Consider the following 20,086-nt stretch of genomic DNA (forward strand, 5'->3'; position numbering starts at 1 on the left):
TTACCTTACTTCGGATATAATTGTATTATTTACGGTAACTATGATCTTCACACAAGAAAGTCTTTCCCTTTTTAAAGGGCTATCCTTAGACAATGTTTCTCTAAAGGCCTATTTCAAGCGAATTGGTTTTGAAGGGAAAGCAGAAAAAAACCTTGATACAATAAAAAAACTTCATTATCTCCATCCACAAGCTATACCCTTTGAAAATATTAACCCATTTACTGAAGAACCTGTAGTACTTACTTTGCCCGCTGTATTTGAAAAAATGGTAAAGCAGGGAAGGGGTGGGTTTTGTTTTGAACAAAATTTGCTTTTCGGTGCGGTTTTAAATACAATTGGATTTGATGTTGTTGGCTTATCCGCTAGGGTTTTTTGGGAAATAGTTGTTGGGGAAGTTCGTCCAAGAGATCACATGTTATTGCTTTTAAGCTTAGATGGTGTGAAATACTTGTTGGATGTTGGTTTTGGTTCAGCATCTTTTTCAGCGCCTTTGGTTTTGAATAAAGAGGGGATTCAAAACACAGGGGATTATGAGTACCGCATTAGCTATGTTTCTGAATTTCACTATTTGGAAATAAAGATAAAAAATGACTGGAAACTGATGCATCGATTTGGGCTTGAACACCAAATGTTACCTGATTATGAAGTGGTAAGTTGGTATTTGTGTACCCATCCCACATCCGTCTTCATTAAAGATTTAATGGTGGCAAGAAGTTTTCAGGGAGGGAGATATACCCTTTTCAACAATCAGTTTACAGTTCATAAAAAGAATGAGGCCAGTACCAAAAAGAAACTTGATACTGCAGAAGAGATAATGGATGTTCTAAAAGAGAAAATGCTAATAAATCTTCCTGAGCGTGATAAGTTAAAAGATAAAGTCCAAAGGTTGTTAAAAGAGATACAAAACAGTTAGGAAATAAAAAAAGGCCTCTTTTTACGGAGGCCTAAAAAATTTTAGCTGTTATTTAAATTCCAGAGAATTAAAAAATAGATCTAAATGGAATTTTTCTATCAATAAAAAAATAATGGTCTAGTTCATGTAAATTTGATGGTATTCAGTTTCAGGTTCTAATAATTGAAAATTTAAAGAATCTTCTTTTTTGTTGTTTTCAGGCATTCTTCCAACTTTCCAGTTTGCAGGTTTATGAAATTTTCCTTCTCTCTTGAACTGATCAAAGTTTTCAGGATCATCAGCAGCATTCCTTATTGCTTTAATAGTAAATAAAAGTCCTAATGCTACTCCAAGTACTGCGTATATTAATATGTAAGTGCTCATGCGCTAAATTTTTATTTTTCAAGGCTTTCAATCTGCCGAATGATTAAACTTCTAAGTTCCTCTCTTTCCGTCATTCAGAATGATTGATTAACATTTCAAATTTAATGAAATTTTATTACATATTTCAATTAAAAATAGTTGTTTTTTTGAATAAAATTTTGTAAATATAAAATAGTATTTTGTTGTATTATTTTTGTATTTCATACTAGCCTATTTTAATTTTTGTACTGAATGTTTATTTTTAAAGTCCTGAAAGCTTCTATTTAAGGGTTTTATATTGTTATCAAACTTTGCTAAAAGACGATCTAATTTCTTAAAATATCGGAATGTTCATAATCAGTTTCAAAATTAAATTCTGTAATATTAGACTTAATAGAAATTAATTGCAATGCTGAGGAGTGGTGACCTGTTCATCTTAGGTTGGTATGGTTTCAAAATCATTCTGAGGGGTTTCTTTTATTGTAAAAGAGGTAAAACCCTACTCCTCCATTATTTTATATTGCTACGAATACATGAAATACCTATCAGTAAGCTGGCCTTACAGTGCTCATTAAAATGCATGGCTATAGCAGTCCAGCTCCAAAGCGGTATCTGTATATGTGTTGCAATTCACATCAATCCAAGTGGCTATTTTAGATTATTTTTTGTTAATTGACCTTGTTTAGATCTAAAGATGTCTTTAAGGCATTTTAAAGAATTGAAAAATATCTTCCAAATTGAAAATTAGTTAGAACCTATTGACCAAGAATAGCCTGAACATGGCCAAAGGGAGTTAACTTAATAGAGGAATTAGTAAATGTTATAGTTATTTCGAGTTCAATACAATAATTAACCAATAAAAGATGACTGAAAAGAAAAAATCCTCTTTGTCCAGAAGAAAGTTTATGGGCACAGGTCTGCTTACAGCAGCAAGTTTAGGGGTGTTGCCACAAGTGAGTCTTGGCAAAGAAGCAGCTAATACTAAAGAAGCGAATGAAACTTTGCGATTGGGTTTCATTGGACTAGGAAGACAAAACAATGGGCTTCTTGGTAGCTTTATTACTTTACCGAATATAGAAGTGGTAGCCGGTTGTGATGTATATGATGACAAAAGGCAAAGATTTTTAAATCGAACCAAAGATTATTATAAAGGAAAAGGCAAAACTGTAGAAGTAGAGGTATATGAAAATTACCACGATCTACTTGCCAGGAAAGATGTAGATGCAGTGGTAATTGCAAGTCCAGATCATTGGCACGCCTTGATGGCCATCGATGCATGTAAAGCTGGTAAAGATATATACTTGGAAAAACCCCTGACCTTTACCATTAAAGAGGGGCAGGAGTTGGTTAAAGCCGTGCGTTCCAATAGCATTGTTCTGGCAACAGGAAGTATGCAACGTTCTTATGATAACTTTCAGCATGCAGTCAGAATGGTACAGAAAGGAAGATTAGGAGCAATCAAAAAAGTTTATGCTTGTGTAGGAGGGCCTCCAAAGCCTTATGATTTACCGAAAGAGGATATACCTGCAGGACTTAATTGGGACATGTGGTTAGGCCCATTGGCTGCAGATGTACATTTTAATAATGACCTCAATCCCCCTATTTCCATCAATCCTCCAGAGAATGAAAAAGTGTGGGGAGCTTGGCGTTGGTACAAAGAAACTGGTGGAGGATTGACCACAGACTGGGGGGCTCATATGTTTGATATTGCGCAATGGGCAATAGGAATGGATAGAAATGGGCCAGTTGAAATTATACCGGCTGGATATAAAAACACCAAACATCTGACATTTATTTATCCAAATGGTGTAACCGTAACAGAAGAACCTTTCGATAAAAAAGAAACAAGGGGATGTAAATTCGTTGGTAAGGATGGCTGGATAGAAGTTTCCAGATCACATTACGAAGCTTCAGATCCTAGCTTGTACCCATTGATTGGAGAAGGTGAGGACCTGAGAGGTGGCGGAGGTACAGCGCATCATATTGATTTTATAGAATCTGTACGAAGAAGAAAAGATCCAATAGCACCAGTAGAAATCGGTCATAGTACCTGTACTACTTGTAACCTTGGTAATATTGCTTATGACTTGGGTAGACCATTAAAGTGGGATCCTGTGAATGAGAAATTTGCTAATTCGGATCCTGAAGCCGAGAAGCAGCTTCATAGAACTTACAGACCTGGATACAGGTTGTAAAATCAAAAAAGCGAAACCATAAAGGTTTCGCTTTTTTTTATTGTCCTAAGGTATATTTATTTACTTTATAAATAGCAAAAGTACTATAACTACAAAATACATAAACTTTGAACCAAGCTTTAATAGGGCCAGCGTTTATGGCTATTATAATAGTGAATTTGGGTTAAACCCGGATTATGTAATAGGATTTCTCCGTCCTGACAATGGTCAGGGGTGAAGCCTGTCCCGTGTTTACGGGAAGTGTTGCAATCGCAAGAAAATCAGGCTGTTTGGATATTTTAGCATAGCACCGCTCTATTGAAATTGAAAGTAGCAACGAAGTGACTGATTTTAAGGGGATTTCAGGGTGTAGTTGATTGGCTGTTGCATATTTGGGTTTATTAATTGAGGGGTAAATTTTTCTAATTAAATAAAATTTCTAGGAATACTTTTTACAATAAACTCCTTGTCTTATTGCGCAATAAAACTTGCAAGATTACCAATATATGGTGCTATGAATCTTGAGAAAACGCATTAATTTTAATTAAGGCCTAAATTTCCTTCCAGTAGAGATTATTATCAACGGAAAAACGAACTTAAAAAAATAACTGAAACTTATAGGGATGCAATTAAAGGTTAAGTAGTTTTTCAATTATAGGTAATAAGAATTGAAACATTCTATAATTACCAAGGTCATTGAAATGCGTACCATCCACAGTGGCTTCGTTATCAAGTCCAATCAGCTCTTTGCTAAAGATATAGTGGGTATTTTTGTTGTTCTTTTTTGCATCTAGGTATACTTTTCTGAGGGCATTGTTTTGATTCTGAATGTAGGACAAGGTGCCAAAAATTTTTGGATCATTTTCTTTGAAATAGGCATAATCCCTGATAATAGTTTCCACCAACACAATAGGAACGGAGTCATCAATATTTCTGATAAAAGCGATTGTCTCTGGTAAATTTTTCAGTATGGTGTCAGGTGCTGAGTTAGGTGTGCAATCCAATACGATAACAGAAGGCTTTGAGGGCATGATAAATTGCACGACTTCTTTTTCAAATCGACCATTTCCGCTAAACCCAAGATTGATTACTTCTTTGTTGATTTCTCTCTCTAATAAGGCTGCATAGGTAAGTCCCGGTCTGGAAGCAGAAGCCCCTTGGGTAATACTCGTTCCATAAAATACTATGGGGTTTTCTCGATCGATAATGGTATCTTTTGGTTTGGTGATGCTGGCTTCCTCTTCTATGCCGATTTCAAGTTTCTCTACTCCTTCGTACAGTGGGAGATTTAGCAAATATTCACGATTTTCTCTGGTCATACCTGTAATCACAGTAGCCTCATTGGACACTTCCTTACCAGGAATGGCAACCCCTACAAATTGCCATCTACCTTTAGTATAAGCGTATAAATCCAAACCATTGCTGGCAATTGGAGTCATATTGCCTTTGACCTTATTGTTCTTCAAGGTCCATCGGATTTTTATTGTAGATGAGTTAGAGGTAAATCGGATAGCTATTCCTGAACTGTGCTTTGACAAATTCCAGACCGCAGGCCTCACTTCACTTTCAGCCTCAGAAGGTAACCTTGAATAAAGTGTATTGCCAGGAAGTAAACCCAGTACCTCAAAATCAGCGGCATCACTATAGCGAAATGTTGGGGCCTCTTTTTCTTTTGAATTTGAAGGACTCTGAGCCAAAGTCATTTGACTTGATGTGCTAATAATCGTGCAAATAAGAATTGTTAAATAAATATTGCCAGGCACCTTGGCCAATATATTTAGCATAAGACTTTCAATTTTAGAGATTTTTTACCGAGTGAGTTCATTGGCCTTGTAATAGATTACCATTATTTATTTCGGGTACAATATAATACAAAGACATTAAGTATTGAATGAATTTGATCTCAGTGGTAAAATCCTCAGAATTCAGTTTAAGGACTAGTTTACTAATTTTACTGTTCTGAGGTAGCTGTCAGGTTACTTACAACTATTTCTTTCTCCCACTTCCTCATGGCCTGCGAAAGGCTTTGGTAAACCTCAGAATTCTCTAATTTTAGGTTTTTGCTTTCCGACAAGTCTGACTTAAGATTATACAGCGCTCCCTCAGGGTTAATTTCATCCTGAATAAATTTCCAGTCACCCATTCTAGCTGCTTTAGCTTCAGGTGTTTTCCAAAATACGGTTCTTTCAGGCATTTCTTTCTTTTGTGTGATAACGTTTAGAAAGCTTGATCCATCCAAGGCATGGTTTCCATTTTGATTTGGCATTGGGCTGCCAATTATTTCTAGAAGAGTAGGCAAGATATCCATACTCATCAGGGTTTCATTAGAAATTACGTTTTCCGGTATTTTTCCCGGCCAATAGGCAATCGCCGGAACCCTGTGTCCACCTTCATAGAGGTCTCCTTTTTCCCCTCTAAGTTTCCCATTCGACCCTACTTTCGGCCAGGTAGAGCCATCGTAATCAAGGTATTGTCCATTGTCTGAGGTGAAAAATACAAGCGTGTTCTTATCCAAGCCTTCTGCTTCCAAAAATTCAACGAGCAGTCCTACGTTTCGGTCCAGGGATTGAATCATTTCCTTTAAAATTTCAGGTACATCCTTGGGCTGGTGGGGACCTAATTTACTATGAGACCCCGGTTTATTGCTGGTGAAATCTTCTCCTTTTATCCGTGTTTGTAGGTTGCTGTCGGCAGGTGATTGCCAAGGGAAGTGTACGCCAAGATGGGCCAGATAAAGAAAGAAAGGTTGCTTTTTATTTTTCTTGATAAAGTCTATCCCATTTGAAGTGATCACATCTGTGGTATAACCTTTCTGAAAAGTCAATTGGTCATTGTGCCACCAGTCTTGATACCCATACCTGTCTATTTTACTAAAATAATCACCACAGCCTGAAGTCAACCCTCTAAATTCATCGAAACCAAAATTTATAGGATTGGCATTTGGATGATTTCCCAGGTGCCACTTACCAAAAAAGGCGGTTGCATAGCCGGCGCTTTTCAAATGGTCTGCGATGGTTTTAGGTTTAGCATGGCTATTACTGTTTATACCATTTACACTTCCAACTCCTGGTTTTTGCCAGTAACCCGGTAAGGGATCTTCTATACCTACCCTTTGCTGGTAGCGTCCTGTTAACAATGCCGCACGTGTAGGTGAGCACATGGCGCCATTACTGTGAAAATCCGTGAATAGCATTCCTTTTTGAGCCAAAAGGTTTAAGTGAGGAGTATTGGCTTTTCCACCATAATAACCACCTAGGTCTCCATAACCGATGTCATCAGCCAAAATGATGATGATATTGGGTGGTGTAGAATTTTGGGCATGAATAGAAAGAAAAGGAATGTGGAGGTTTAAAACAAAAATCAAGATATAAATTTGTATTTTTTTCATTTTACAGAGGGTAAAATTTTAATTTTTGCTGTTCTGGCATATTATATCATACCGAATTTTTGATGTTTAGGCCATTGTCTATGCAATTGAAAATGCGAGACGAAGTATGGTTTTGATATAAATTTTCTATATTGGTTATTTATAAAATCTTAAAGAAACCAAACCATTTATGAACTTAAAATTACCACTTCAATTAACCTATATTTTGGGTATGTTGCTCCTTTTGGCATCATGTGGCCCAAAGGAGATAAAAGAAGAAGAAAAAGCTGAAAACCCCAATATTGTTATCATTTATATGGACGACCTCGGCTACGGGGACATGAGTGCATATGATGCCGGGACATTGGAAACACCAAACATGGATAAATTGGCAGAAGGTGGGGTGAAATTTACAGCCGGCTATGCTTCTTCTGCTACCTGCTCTCCCAGTAGATATGCCTTATTAACAGGAACCTATCCTTGGAGGAATAAAGATGCAAAAATATTGCCCGGAACTGCCCCTTTGTTAATAGGAACAGATGAAATGACCATACCCAAGATGCTAAAAAGTCAGGGGTATGCCACTGCAGTCGTGGGTAAATGGCACCTAGGCTTGGGAGATGGTACTGTTAACTGGAATGAAAAGGTAAGCCCAGGCCCTAATGAGGTAGGTTTTGATTATTCCTATATAATGGCTGCTACGCAAGATAGGGTGCCTACAGTTTACCTTGAAGACGGATTGGTCCAAGGCTTGGACCCTAATGACCCTATAGAAGTGAGTTATGACAAAAACTTTGAAGGAGAACCTACCGGTAAGGATAATCCGGAAATGCTCAAAATGAAATGGCACCATGGACATAACAATAGCATTGTCAATGGTATTCCTAGAATAGGCTTTATGAAAGGTGGTAAAAAGGCACAATGGGTAGATGAAGACATGGCGGATCATTTTCTTGAGAAAGCCAAAGCATATGTCAAAAAAGACAGGGGTGAACCTTTCTTTTTATACTATGCTCTTCAGCAACCTCATGTACCCAGGACGCCACATCCAAGGTTTGAAGGGAAATCAGGTATGGGGCCAAGAGGAGATGTAATTCTTGAAGCAGACTGGTGCATAGGTGAATTTATAAAAACCCTGGAAGAAGAAGGTCTTTTGGAAAATACACTGATAATTTTTTCCAGTGACAACGGGCCGGTTTTGAATGATGGATACTATGATGATGCAGAGGAATTGGTTGGAGATCATACACCCGCTGGTCCGCTCAGAGGTGGGAAATACAGTTTGTTTGAAGCAGGAACAAGGGTGCCATTTATAAGTTATTGGAAAGGAAAAGCCTTACCAGGAACCACGGACGCCATGGTTAGTCAAATTGATATTTTTAATTCATTGGCCGCTATTTCAGGAAGTCAGGAAAGGACTACAGATGGCAAGGATTTTTCTCAATTGTTCTTAGGAAATGATGGCGAAGGAAGAGATGCCCTGGTACTTGAAGCCACTACCCGCACCGCTTATAGAAAAGGAGATTGGGTACTGATTCCTCCCTATAAAGGCCCTGCTGTAAATAAATTTGTGAATATTGAAATGGGGAATGACTCTGATTTTCAATTGTATGATTTAAGTACTGATTTGGAACAGCAAAATAACCTTGCAGAAGAAAATCCTGAAAAATTGAAAGAACTGTTAGAAGAGTTTATTGCCATCAGGGGTGAAGACTTTGTAGATACCAAAGGACTTGAGTTAAAGTGATCTTGAATGATTTCAGGATTTTGTTCTTAAGCAGGAAAAAATGACCAGATGCTAAAATTTATATCCATTTCTTTACCCATTATAGTATTTTATTTGTTAGTGCCGGTACTGCTTCAGGCACAGGAAAAACCGCAAGTGATAGTACTTACCGATATTGGGGGAGATACAGATGATGAACAAAGCTTGGTTAGGTTTTTATATTATGCAGACCAGTTTGACATAAAAGCCATTTGTGCTACAAGTCGACTGGGGCATGGTCAGGACATCAAACCGGAAATTGTTCAGCGCCAATTGGCAGCATATGGGGGGATATACCCCAACCTTATCCTGCATAAGAAGGATTTTCCTCACCCTGATATGCTTACAAAATTGATCAAATCAGGTAATGGTAACTCAGAGGCTTTTGGAGAAGGCTACGATTCCGAGGCCTCTGAGGCCATTATTAAGATTGTAGATAAGAGTAAAGCAATGGTCCATATTCCGGTATGGGGTGGACTGAGGGAATTGGCTCAGGCCCTCTGGAAGGTAAACAATACCCGTGGTAAAGAAGAACTTGATGAATTTTGCAGAAAAATTCAAGTCCATGCAATTGGTGATCAGGATGGCCATAGAAATTACCTTTTAAAAAATTTTAAAGCTTTAAGATTTATTGCCAATGGCTACGCTTGGAATGGTTTTACCGGTATTAGAGAACTATCTACCTTTCGGGGCATGTACATGACCGGTAACCAGCAAATGCAGGATGCAAACTGGGTGAAAAATAATATTCACGGCAATGGACCTTTAAGTGAGTGCTACCAGCTAAACGGTCATGGAACTGACGGTATGAAAGAAGGAGATAGTCCCTCATTCCTTGGCTTGATTGGCAATGGTTTGAATGTTCCGGACCATCCAGAATGGGGAGGTTGGGGAGGTCGATACAGGCTGTTGTTTAACCAACTGTACATCGATGCACCTGATTTTATGGAAGGGACATTGAATGAGAGACATGGAGTGGCCCGGTGGAGAACAGCTTTTCAGTCAGACTTTATGGGCAGGGTTAAATGGGGCGTACTGAGCTATGAACAGGCCAACCACAATCCTGTAATTAATGTAAATGGACATAAGTCGAATGGACCTTTATTCCTGAAAGTTCAACCAGGAATGGAATTGGAGCTGGATGCCTCCGCCAGCACAGACCCTGATGGGGATTCATTAACCTACAAATGGTGGATTTACAATGAGATTTTTCAGCCTGTCAGTCCTGTGGTGTTTAAAGCTTCTTCAAAAGAACCTAAAATAAAGATCGAGATTCCTCCTCTGCCTCCGGGAAAAGAATTGCACCTCATTTTAGAAGTTATGGATAATGGTTTACCTTCAATGTTTGGTTATAAACGAGTCATTATTACGGCTGCAATTTGAATTAATTCCACCAACCTTTATTGGATAAGGAGGGATAATCGAAACACCTAATTTTGTGAAATAAGTCTAAAAATGCAGGGTCTTGCCGTTCTGCTGATAAAAAAAATACTATAAGCCCAAATCTATGCCTATTGCTATGCCATCAATTACTCATAAAATTTTACTGCTATTTCTTTGCTGCAGTATTGTGTTTTCAGTCTACTCTCAGGAAAACAGAAACTTGTTGACCAATGCTTTGAACAGAAAACAAGTAGCGGATAATTTAAATAGTACCAAACAATGGGTCAATTTTCCAGCCTACGAGGACAGAGATGCATGGAATCAAATTTCTGAAGAAGTAAGAAAAGCCATGATAAATGAGGGAGAGGCCTACTTGGATTACGATTGGCCAATTGTAAAGGCCAGCATGTACCTTGAGTTTACACGGACTGGTGACAGAACTAAAGACGCTGCCGTAAACAGTGCCAGGAAGAAGGCCCTTCAAGCACTGATGATGGCCGAGCTAGTGGAGGGAAAAGGCAGGTTTTTGGATGACCTTGTCAATGGTGTTTTTGCTTTCTGCGAACAAACTTACTGGGGAGCCTCAGCCCATTTTTACCTGTATGGATTTGAAGGAAGTATTGCTAATCCTACCACGGTTTTGCCTGATATTGAAGATCCAATTATTGATTTGATGGTTGGAGATATTGCAAATGATTTGGCTTGGACCCTGTATTACTTCGAAGATGCTTTTGACGCAATCAGTCCTATTATAAGCAGAAGACTTTCCTCAGAATTAAAGAAAAAAGTGTTGCAGCCTTTTTATGAGCGAAATGATTTTTGGTGGATTACTGGCTGGGGAGAAGGACGGGTGAACAACTGGACCCCATGGTGCAATTTTAATGTGCTTACTGTATTGTTACTAGTAGAAGATGATCCGATTAAAAAACAGGATGCGGTTTATAAATCCATGCAATCGGTGGATCTATTTATTAATTCTTATCCTGATGACGGTAGTTGTAGTGAAGGCCCTGCTTATTGGGCACATGCCGGTGGCAAAATGTTTGATTATCTGGAGTTATTGGACAAGGCTTTAGGAGGGAAAGTAGCTCCTATTTTTGATCATCCACTAATAGGGGATATGGGGAAATACATCTATAGGTCTCATATTAACGATGGCAGTTTTTATATCAATTTTGCTGATGCTCCTATAAAAATCAAGCATGATCCGGGTAGAATATTTAGGTATGGAGAAAAAATAAATGACCCTATCATGGAGAAGTTTGCTGCCTATTTGGCAAATAAAAGAAGTGAAAAGGATCTAGTAACTTCTGGAACAATAGGAGATAGAATAGGGAATGTGTTTTTGCTAGCGTCCTTAAAAGAATTGCCAGCAGAAGCTCCTCAAGTTGAAGATTTCTATTTTCCTGACTGGGATGTGGTGATAGCCAGAGAAGAAGCAAATGCCAAAGGCTTTTATTTTACCGCAAAGGGAGGGGATAATGACGAACACCATAATCACAATGATGTGGGTTCTTTTATGCTTTATTATGATGGGAAACCTGTTTTTATCGATGTGGGAGTGGGTACTTATACAAGACAAACCTTCAGTCCTGAGCGGTATTCTATTTGGACCATGCAATCCAATTACCACAATCTACCACTCATTAATGGGGTAGCACAAAAAGCAGGTGGGAATTTTAAGGCTACAGGATCCAATTATCGCTTGAAAAATGGTCAGATTTTTTTTCAGACAAATATTGCGCCTGCTTATCCTAAGGAAGCAGCAGTGAAAAGCTGGGAAAGGTCCTTTGAATTTAGGAGAGAAAATGGTTTGATCATTAAGGATCATTTTGAATTGGATAAAAATGAAAATTCAACAAGCTTTCATTTTATGAGTGCATTGCCTGTTGCCTTAAAATCTCCTGGATTATTAGAAATTACAGGGGAAGGGTTTGAGATTATTACGCACTTTGACCAGAAAAAACTTGATGCCACAATAGAAACAATTGCCATCGAAGACCCAAAGTTAATCTCTAATCATGGAGAGCAATTGTATAGAATTGTTTTTAAATGGAAAGAAGAAAAGCTAAAGGGGGACCTTAAGTTTTCTATCAGTGCTAAAGACTAAGCGGAAATTGGAATGGACTATGATTTTGGCTACATGATAAACGAGTTCAAAAGTCAGGACAAATATTCAATCAATAGATTAACATGTCCTTTTGCTCAAGCATTGTTTATCCGGTCATCCTTAAAATAAGGGCTATAACATAATTTTAGCCCTTATTTCAGTAATTAAGTGATTTTTTCAATTAGATTGTACCTTAATAAATAGATCAATGAAAAATATCACCTATCTCTTCCTTCTTTTGAGTTGTATGGCTTGTAAGAATAGCTATAAGGAGGTTGGTAAGCCAAATATTTTATGGATTTCCCATGAAGATCTGGGGCCGATTTATGGGTGCTATGGTGACGAATATGCTTCTACACCCACCATTGACCAGTTGGCAGCCAACAGTATAAAATTTACCCAGGTTTATTCAAATGCGCCAATATGTGCACCAGCACGCTCTACCCTGATCACAGGTATGTACGCTGTTTCCCTTGGCACCCAACACCTAAGATCTGCAATCCCAGTTCCTGAATCAATGAAAATATTGCCTGAAGTGATGCGGGAGGCAGGCTATTATACAAGTAATAATGTAAAGACAGATTACAACTTCAGCCATGAAGGCCGGTGGGATGACAGCAGTAAGGAGGCCCATTGGAGAAATAGACCTGAGGGCAAGCCTTTTTTTAGTGTGTTTAACTTTATGATTACCCATGAAGGTCCTACCAATGCTTTGAGACAGGAGGATACATCTAGCTTAAAAACACATCATGACCCTGCTAAAGCAATACTTCCCCCTCACTTGCCAGACAGTCCCAAAATGCGGGAGATATGGGCTCATATGTATGACTTGCTGGAAGTATTTGATGGGCAGGTAAAGGATTTGTTAGCCCAGCTTGAAGAGGATGGATTACTGGAAGAGACCATTGTTTTTGTCTTTGCAGACCATGGGCATGGTTTACCAGGGTACAAGCGTTGGCTTGACAATGCTGGATTACAAGTCCCTTTTATTCTACATGTTCCGGATAAGTACAAACATTTGGTAGCCAATATTTCTGGTCAAGAATCAGACAGGATGGTTAGTTTTGTTGATTTTGCTCCAACTACACTTTCTTTGGCGGGGGCAAATATTCCTGAAATGATGGAGGGTGTTGATTTCTTAGCCAAGGAAGAAAGCGATTATGTATTTGGCTACAGAGACAGGGCAGATGATTGCTATGAAGTAGCAAGGTCCGTTTACGATGGACGGTATTTGTATATACGTCACTTTATGCCACAGCTTCCTTATTATCAAAATGCACTTATTTTTAATAAAGGGGGGAGTTATGCAGAAATGAACAGACTCAGAGATGCTGGTGAATTAACTGACGCAGCAAAAAAAATGTATGCTACCAAACCCGTAGAGATTTTATATGATTTACAGGAAGATCCTCTGGAACAGAATAACCTAGCTACCAAGCCAGTAATGAAAGAGAAGCTAGAGGAACTGGCTAGGGAACTCGATGAATGGATGATTCGACATAGGGATACAGGCTTGCTTACTGAGGGCATAATGATGCAGCAGGCAAGCCAATCTAAGGAAAGTGTGTACGCCATTAGTAGGGCTTATTCAGAGGAGTCTTTCAAGGAAGTATTAGAAGTAGCAAAAATGGTTGGAAAGATCAATGACCTTTCTGCCGTCATCCCTTACTTGGATAGTGATCTGGAATCAGCTAGGTTTTGGGGGCTTATCGGAATTGATGCCTATGAGGGCGATATTGGGCGAGTCGTTCCGAATTTAATCAGATTGTTGTCAGATGAAGCACCCGCGGTGGCCATTAAGGCCGCAGAAATTTTGATTAAACGCGAAGAAAATAATGCCGCTTATGAAGTGCTGAAAAACATGCTTTTGCTTGAAGAAGAGGTTCAGGTTTTGCAGGCAGCAATAAGTGTTCGTCGACTAGGCCTTAAAGCAAAACCTTTAATACCCATCATTGCAGAAGAAATTTTCCCCAAATATTCAGGGGAAATTTGGGGGAGGTATAAAAACTGGAGTTATCCTATGTTTATAGGAATGGCTTTAGATCAGGTTCAGATTAATTGCGGAATTGATGTGCCCAAAAGGAAATAGAGAAGACTTAAACCCAAAATCATACAAGAATTCACTTTATTGAAAAAATCATACCCACTTACATATTATACATTATGCTGTTACAAGGAATTGATTGGTTGATATTGGTCGCTTTTTTTGCTGTCTCATTGGGGATAGGATTGTACAGTTCCCGACAATCATCAAAAAACATTAATGAATTTTTTAAAGCAGGAGGTAACCTGCCGTGGTGGATATTAGGCACCTCAATGGTGGCCACCACCTTTTCCACTGATACGCCAAACTTGATTACGGATATTGTGAGGAAAAACGGTATATCAGGAAACTGGGTATGGTGGAGCTTTTTATTAACAGGGATGCTGACCGTTTTTTTCTTTGCCAAACTATGGAAAAGATCGGGAGTGTTGACAGATATAGAATTTTATGAATTGCGCTACAGTGGTAAAGCAGCCTCCTTTTTAAGGGGCTTTAGGGCTATATTTCTGGGTTTATTTTTCAATGTGGTCATCATTTCAGGAGTTTCTCTAGCAGCGATTAAAATTGGGGGCGTATTACTTGGAATAAGCCCCGTAGCTACTTTATTAATATCTGGAATTGTTACCGTTATCTACAGTTCTTTAGGAGGTTTACGAGGTGTAGTATTTACGGATTTTATACAGTTTATTCTGTCTTTGGCTGGCGCCATTGCTGCTGCCTGGGTGGCTGTCAATCATCCTGCAGTAGGAGGACTTGAGAACCTTGTCAATCACGAGCTTATTGTGGATAAACTTGATTTTATTCCTGATATCGCCAATAAAGAAATTTTCCTTACCATATTCCTAATTCCATTGTTTATTCAATGGTGGTCTGTGTGGTATCCAGGTTCTGAGCCCGGAGGTGGGGGCTTTATTGTTCAAAGGATGCTGGCAGCCAAGGATGAAAAAAATGCATTGTCCTCTGTTATGTTTTTTACCATTGTTCATTATGCCATCAGACCTTGGCCTTGGATATTGGTAGCTTTGTGTAGTATAATCGTTTTTCCGGATATGGCTTCCCTACAAGCTGCATTTCCAAATGCGGATGCCTCCATAGTTCAGGATGACATGGCCTATCCTGCTATGCTGTCCTTTATGCCGGTGGGAATTATGGGCTTAGTAGTCACTTCCTTGGTAGCTGCATATATGTCCACACTTTCCACCATGCTCAATCTTGGCGCTTCCTACATGGTCAATGATTTTTACTTAAGGTTTATCAAGCCGGGAAGTACACAAAAGCACCTTGTGGCAGTCGGAAGAATAGCCACTGTTACAATTATGGTTTTAGGTGGTTATGTGGCTTTACATTTAGAAAATGCATTGCAGACATTTAGTATACTTTTGCAAATTGGAGCAGGAACAGGTTTAATTTATATCTTACGCTGGTATTGGTGGAGGATCAATGCCATGAGTGAGATTGTTGCGATGGCAGCTTCCTTCCTTACCGCCTTGTATTTTGCCTTTATTCATCACAATTACTTTGAAGAATTTGCTACCCATGAGGAATTAATTGTAGGGATATTTGTAACTTCAATTTGTTGGATTTCTACAGCTTACCTTTCCACACCTACTGACAAATCCGTTCTTGTTTCTTTTGTGAAAAAGACAAAAGCTCCTGGTCCAGGTTGGAAAAGAATTCACAATTTAATTGGCAATACCGGTGAAAAAGTAGATACCACTGGCTACTTTGACTTTCAGGCAGCGATTCTTGCTTTTGGTGCAGGAGTAATTGGTGTGTTTAGTTTCTTATTCGGTACGGGTAATCTTTTACTTGGAGATCCTCTAAATGGAATGCTTTTAATAGGACTTGCATTTATAGCATTTGGAGCTTTGGTTTACCTAAGGAAACGATTCTAAACAGGGAGTTTTATGTTAAATAAAATAAAGAGATAACCAAAATATGGGTCTCAATGGATTCTTCAGGGAGCTGAAGAATCCATTTTTTTTACCCCTGACTTTACCAAGAATTGGTGAAATCACATCGAAAGTAGACCAGATACTATTTCTATTCATGAAGGTGTTTTTAGAAATTTGTTTGTACTTATTTCAATCCATTGTTTATCCAATTCAATTGATCCCAAAGGAGAACAATACTTCGTGGGAATTTTTTTTAAAAATGTTAAAACAGCTGTAGCAAAAATACCAGATGTGACGTCAGGGAATACAGGGAGTATTGAACTCGGTGGTTTGGACTATTTTATTTTTCCATGGAGATTAATGATGTCTTTCAAAGCTTTTATAAAGTTCTTAATGTGTTGGTAATTTGACCGATTATCGCAGTATTATAACTTGCCCTAGGTTATTAAATAGTAAAATGAATATTCAAATTATCGTTTTTTAACTAGCTTTACCAAATTATTTATTGTTTTGCTTATTTGAATAAAAAATGAGGATACTTACAATTGGCATATTTCTATTTTTTCTTAGCACTGTGGGGTTTTCTCAGAAAATCTCAGTAAGTGGAACAGTAAAGGAAGAAGGGACAGGGGAAAACCTGATTGGAGCAAATATTTATGATAAAATTTCCCAAAAAGGGACGGTCGCCAATCAATTTGGGTTTTATAGTTATACAACTTCCGGCGATAGTTTAGACCTATATTTTAGTTTTGTAGGATTTCAGGCTAAGCACATTCAATTCAAAGCAAATAAGGATACTGTAATTAATGTGACCTTAGTGCCTGACGGTAATCTTGAGGAGGTGGTGGTTTCTGCTTCTGATATGGACCAAATTCAGGAAGTTACGAGGATGAGTTCCATCAATGTTCCAATAGAGCAAATCAAGGAATTGCCTGCATTAATGGGGGAAGTAGATGTTTTTAAAGTTTTACAACTTCTACCTGGTGTGCAGTCTGGTACTGAAGGAGGAAGTGGTCTGTATGTAAGAGGGGGAGGTCCAGATCAAAATCTTATTTTATTGGACGGGGTGCCGGTATACAATGCCTCACACCTTTTTGGTTTCTTTTCGGTCTTCAATGCAGACGCCATTAATAATGTAGAACTTATCAAAGGAGGTTTTCCTTCCAGATATGGAGGCCGACTTTCTTCAGTGATTGATATAAGCATGAAGGAAGGCAATATGCAGGAATTTAAAGGGGAAGGATCCATAGGATTAATTGCTTCAAAAGTGACTGTGGAGGGGCCAATTAAAAAAGATAAAACTTCTTTTATTCTATCAGCGAGGCGTACCTATTTAGATATTTTGGCCCGACCGATTATTAAAGCTGCTACTGAGGGAGATGAGAATATAGGGTATTATTTTTATGACCTTAATGGCAAAGTCAACCATATCATCAATGATAAAAACAGGTTGTACCTGAGTGTATATTCAGGTGATGATAAGGCGTATTCCAAGTTTAAAAACTTTTATGTCAATGACAATGAAAGGACAGATTATGATGAAGAATTTGGCTTGAAATGGGGCAATTTTATCTCAGCCCTTCGATGGAATAATGTTATAAATAGCCGCCTTTTTAGTAATTATACTTTTACTTATAGTCGATACAATTTTGATCTATTCAGTAATTATGAGGAGAAAATTACTGGTTTAGGTGCCACCGAGACTAATTTTTATTCGGACAGGTATTTTTCAGGTATAAGAGATTGGGCAGGAAGGGCAGATTTTGAATTCATTCCTAATCCAGACCATTATTTCCGATTTGGTACCAATGTGATTTCCCATAAGTTCTCCCCAGGAGTTTACGCCAGTAAGAGCAGTACAGGAGACAATGATCTCCAATTGGGTGCAGATGAATTAAATTCAACAGAATATGCGGTATATGCCGAAGACGATATTAATATTACCAGCCGATTGAAAGGCAATTTGGGGCTTCATTATTCAGGGTTTAATACCGACAATCAACATTACAATTCCCTTCAGCCCAGGATAGCAGCAAGGTATTTGGTCAATCCCAGTACCTCAGTAAAAGCTTCCTATGTCACCATGGCACAATTTATCCATTTACTTACCAATGCAGGATTAGGTTTGCCAACGGATCTATGGGTGCCAGCCACAGCTAAAATTGGACCACAAAAAGCCATGCAGGTGGCCATTGGTGGGGTTAAGAATTTCAATAAATTTGAGCTGAGTGCAGAGGCCTATTACAAGACCATGGATGGCTTAATCGAATACAAAGATGGGGCAACATATCTCAACCTGGATGAAGATTGGCAGGATAAAGTGGCTATAGGAGAAGGGGTAAGTTATGGCCTCGAATTATTGCTTCAAAAGAAAGTAGGCAAAATTTCCGGATGGATAGGTTATACCCTTTCTAAAACCGAAAGGAGATTTGACGAGATTAATTTCGGTGAATGGTTTCCTTACAAATACGACAGGAGACATGATGTGAGTTTTGCCCTTACCCATGAATGGAAGGAAAACAAAGATTTTTCGGTGGTTTGGGTATATGGAACTGGAAATGCTGTTTCCCTTCCTACGCAGCGTTATGAAGGGCTAGCGATAAACAACTTTGGAAGTACATGGAAATCAGAGTTACAGTATTACGAAAGTAGAAATAACTTCAGAAACAGGGATTACCATCGACTTGATGTAAGTTTCAGTTGGTGGAAGACCAAAAAGTGGGGAGAACGAAAATGGACGCTTGGCATCTACAATGTCTACAACCGGATGAATCCTTTCTTTATGGACATTGGTTATGATCAGCAGAGCAATAAAAAGGTGAAACAATACAGTCTTTTTCCCATTATACCTTCGTTTTCTTACGGGTTTAAATTTTAAATGGACATGAATACATTACTTAGCTATCGAAGATATTTCCTGTTTGTTTTTATAATAGGAGGCCTGTTCATCAGTTCTTGTGAAACCACAGTGGACATTGATATACCTTTTGAAAAACCTCAGGTGACACTGAATTCAACCCTAATTCACAATACCTTTCCAAAGGTAAGACTAACTTATTCCAGACATATTCTTGATAATAATTGGGAATTTGAACCAATAACAACGGCAGAAGTAAAGTTAACTACTGATGATGGTCAATCCTTTTACCTTGGCTATAATGAGGAAAGTGGGGAGTACATTAGTTTGGACTACATGGTGATGGAAGGTAAAGAATATACAGTTGAAGTGAAGGTGGAGGGCTATGACATTATTAGTGCTACAGAAACTGTCCCAATTCATGTCCCAATTAAAGACCTGATTTATAATGGGAGTGCAAAAGTGGATTCTTGGTCAACCAGAGATGACATTACCTTGGTTTTTGACGACGCCATAGGTGAAAATTACTATGAAATTTCAGCTTTTTATTACCGCCAAGGGTCTTATGTTGATCAAGACGGGAATGAGGTCTATTATTCTGATAATCAGCCGATTTATCTGGAGCCAAAAAACCCTGCTTACGAACAAGATTTTTTCTTGGATGGAGCGGTACTTATTGACGATAAATTATTTGATGGTAAAGAAGCGAAAATAGATTTTTTCACCAGTGGTAATTTTATAGAATTAGAAAATGGGGGCGAGGTTCAATTTGTATTGAAAGTGGTGTCTCCAGGCTATTATTATTTCCGTACAACTTCTGGCTTACAGGACTGGAATGAAGGGGATCCCTTTGCCCAACCCGTGCAGGTTTATACTAATATTAAGAATGGTATAGGTATTTTCATGACGGGAAATGTTTCTTCTAAAGAAATGGAGACTGGAACTGGTCAAAACTAAATTCTAAAGAAACTGAAGGCTATCTCTAAATAAAAATTGGTCCTAAAATAAGCTTCAGATTTAGACTTTCTTTTAGGTGCTGTAGCTCACCCGAAATATGCAATAGGCATTCTCTTACGTGCTGAAATCGCTTTAAAATCAGCCACTTCGTTGCTGTTTGGAGATTTCACCATAGTGGTGCTATTCTAAAATCTCCAAACAGCCTGCCCCCGTAAACACGGGACAGGCTTCACCCCTGACATTGTTAGGGCGGAGAAATCCTATTACATAATCCGGGTT

The 20,086-nt window shown here is 38.5% G+C and carries 12 protein-coding genes; 9 read left to right on the forward strand and 3 right to left on the reverse strand.

What is annotated here, in order from left to right:
• Positions 1-40 precede the first annotated feature (40 nt).
• The gene (locus tag CA2015_RS17020; RefSeq protein WP_048642987.1) at positions 41-913 is read left to right on the forward strand and encodes an arylamine N-acetyltransferase family protein; all 873 of its coding nucleotides are present in this window, start codon (positions 41-43) and stop codon (positions 911-913) included.
• Positions 914-1,030: 117 nt separating this feature from the next.
• Here the strand turns inward: CA2015_RS17020 and CA2015_RS17025 are convergent, their stop codons facing one another.
• Complete coding sequence (locus tag CA2015_RS17025) at positions 1,031-1,276, reverse strand: hypothetical protein (RefSeq protein ID WP_048642988.1); 246 nt, start codon at positions 1,274-1,276, stop codon at positions 1,031-1,033.
• Positions 1,277-2,118: 842 nt separating this feature from the next.
• Here CA2015_RS17025 and CA2015_RS17030 point away from each other — a divergent pair.
• A complete protein-coding gene (locus CA2015_RS17030; RefSeq protein ID WP_048642989.1) occupies positions 2,119-3,450 on the forward strand; it encodes a Gfo/Idh/MocA family protein in 1,332 nt (443 codons plus the stop codon).
• Between the two features lie 608 nt (positions 3,451-4,058).
• On the opposite strand, the gene CA2015_RS17035 is transcribed toward CA2015_RS17030, so the two are convergent.
• Positions 4,059-5,213 carry an SGNH/GDSL hydrolase family protein gene (locus CA2015_RS17035; protein ID WP_240477823.1) on the reverse strand — a complete coding sequence of 385 codons (1,155 nt, stop codon included), beginning with the start codon at positions 5,211-5,213 and terminating at the stop codon, positions 4,059-4,061.
• 167 nt (positions 5,214-5,380) lie between these two features.
• On the reverse strand, positions 5,381-6,817 hold the full coding sequence (locus CA2015_RS17040) for a sulfatase-like hydrolase/transferase (protein ID WP_048642991.1): 1,437 nt from the start codon (positions 6,815-6,817) through the stop codon (positions 5,381-5,383).
• A gap of 169 nt (positions 6,818-6,986) precedes the next feature.
• Here CA2015_RS17040 and CA2015_RS17045 point away from each other — a divergent pair, with 169 nt between their 5' ends.
• From CA2015_RS17045 to CA2015_RS17080, 7 genes are all read left to right on the forward strand, one after another.
• Positions 6,987-8,543: a sulfatase family protein gene (locus tag CA2015_RS17045; protein WP_048642992.1), complete on the forward strand. Its 1,557-nt coding sequence runs from the start codon at positions 6,987-6,989 to the stop codon at positions 8,541-8,543.
• Between the two features lie 48 nt (positions 8,544-8,591).
• Positions 8,592-9,944: a nucleoside hydrolase-like domain-containing protein gene (locus tag CA2015_RS17050; RefSeq protein WP_048642993.1), complete on the forward strand. Its 1,353-nt coding sequence runs from the start codon at positions 8,592-8,594 to the stop codon at positions 9,942-9,944.
• Between the two features lie 136 nt (positions 9,945-10,080).
• A complete protein-coding gene (locus CA2015_RS17055) occupies positions 10,081-12,054 on the forward strand; it encodes a heparinase II/III domain-containing protein (protein WP_240477824.1) in 1,974 nt (657 codons plus the stop codon).
• Positions 12,055-12,262: 208 nt separating this feature from the next.
• Positions 12,263-14,143: a sulfatase family protein gene (locus tag CA2015_RS17060; RefSeq protein WP_048642995.1), complete on the forward strand. Its 1,881-nt coding sequence runs from the start codon at positions 12,263-12,265 to the stop codon at positions 14,141-14,143.
• Positions 14,144-14,217: 74 nt separating this feature from the next.
• Positions 14,218-15,993, forward strand: coding sequence for a sodium:solute symporter family protein (locus CA2015_RS17065; protein WP_048642996.1), 1,776 nt, complete (start codon positions 14,218-14,220; stop codon positions 15,991-15,993).
• 529 nt (positions 15,994-16,522) lie between these two features.
• Positions 16,523-18,871, forward strand: a complete 2,349-nt coding sequence (locus CA2015_RS17075; RefSeq protein WP_048642998.1) for a TonB-dependent receptor — start codon at positions 16,523-16,525, stop codon at positions 18,869-18,871.
• 6 nt (positions 18,872-18,877) lie between these two features.
• Entirely contained in the window at positions 18,878-19,807 is a 930-nt protein-coding gene (locus CA2015_RS17080) for a DUF4249 domain-containing protein (RefSeq protein WP_169786496.1), read from the forward strand.
• Positions 19,808-20,086 lie beyond the last annotated feature (279 nt).

Origin of the sequence: Cyclobacterium amurskyense (assembly GCF_001050135.1) — a bacterium.
GTDB classification, from domain to species: domain Bacteria; phylum Bacteroidota; class Bacteroidia; order Cytophagales; family Cyclobacteriaceae; genus Cyclobacterium; species Cyclobacterium amurskyense.

Coding starts and splice junctions, on each gene's coding strand:
- CA2015_RS17020 (WP_048642987.1), top strand. CDS start 41: ATGATCTTCACACAAGAAAGTCTTTCCCTTTTTAAAGGGCTATCCTTA.
- CA2015_RS17025 (WP_048642988.1), bottom strand. CDS start 1,276: ATGAGCACTTACATATTAATATACGCAGTACTTGGAGTAGCATTAGGA.
- CA2015_RS17030 (WP_048642989.1), top strand. CDS start 2,119: ATGACTGAAAAGAAAAAATCCTCTTTGTCCAGAAGAAAGTTTATGGGC.
- CA2015_RS17035 (WP_240477823.1), bottom strand. CDS start 5,213: ATGCTAAATATATTGGCCAAGGTGCCTGGCAATATTTATTTAACAATT.
- CA2015_RS17040 (WP_048642991.1), bottom strand. CDS start 6,817: ATGAAAAAAATACAAATTTATATCTTGATTTTTGTTTTAAACCTCCAC.
- CA2015_RS17045 (WP_048642992.1), top strand. CDS start 6,987: ATGAACTTAAAATTACCACTTCAATTAACCTATATTTTGGGTATGTTG.
- CA2015_RS17050 (WP_048642993.1), top strand. CDS start 8,592: ATGCTAAAATTTATATCCATTTCTTTACCCATTATAGTATTTTATTTG.
- CA2015_RS17055 (WP_240477824.1), top strand. CDS start 10,081: ATGCCATCAATTACTCATAAAATTTTACTGCTATTTCTTTGCTGCAGT.
- CA2015_RS17060 (WP_048642995.1), top strand. CDS start 12,263: ATGAAAAATATCACCTATCTCTTCCTTCTTTTGAGTTGTATGGCTTGT.
- CA2015_RS17065 (WP_048642996.1), top strand. CDS start 14,218: ATGCTGTTACAAGGAATTGATTGGTTGATATTGGTCGCTTTTTTTGCT.
- CA2015_RS17075 (WP_048642998.1), top strand. CDS start 16,523: ATGAGGATACTTACAATTGGCATATTTCTATTTTTTCTTAGCACTGTG.
- CA2015_RS17080 (WP_169786496.1), top strand. CDS start 18,878: ATGAATACATTACTTAGCTATCGAAGATATTTCCTGTTTGTTTTTATA.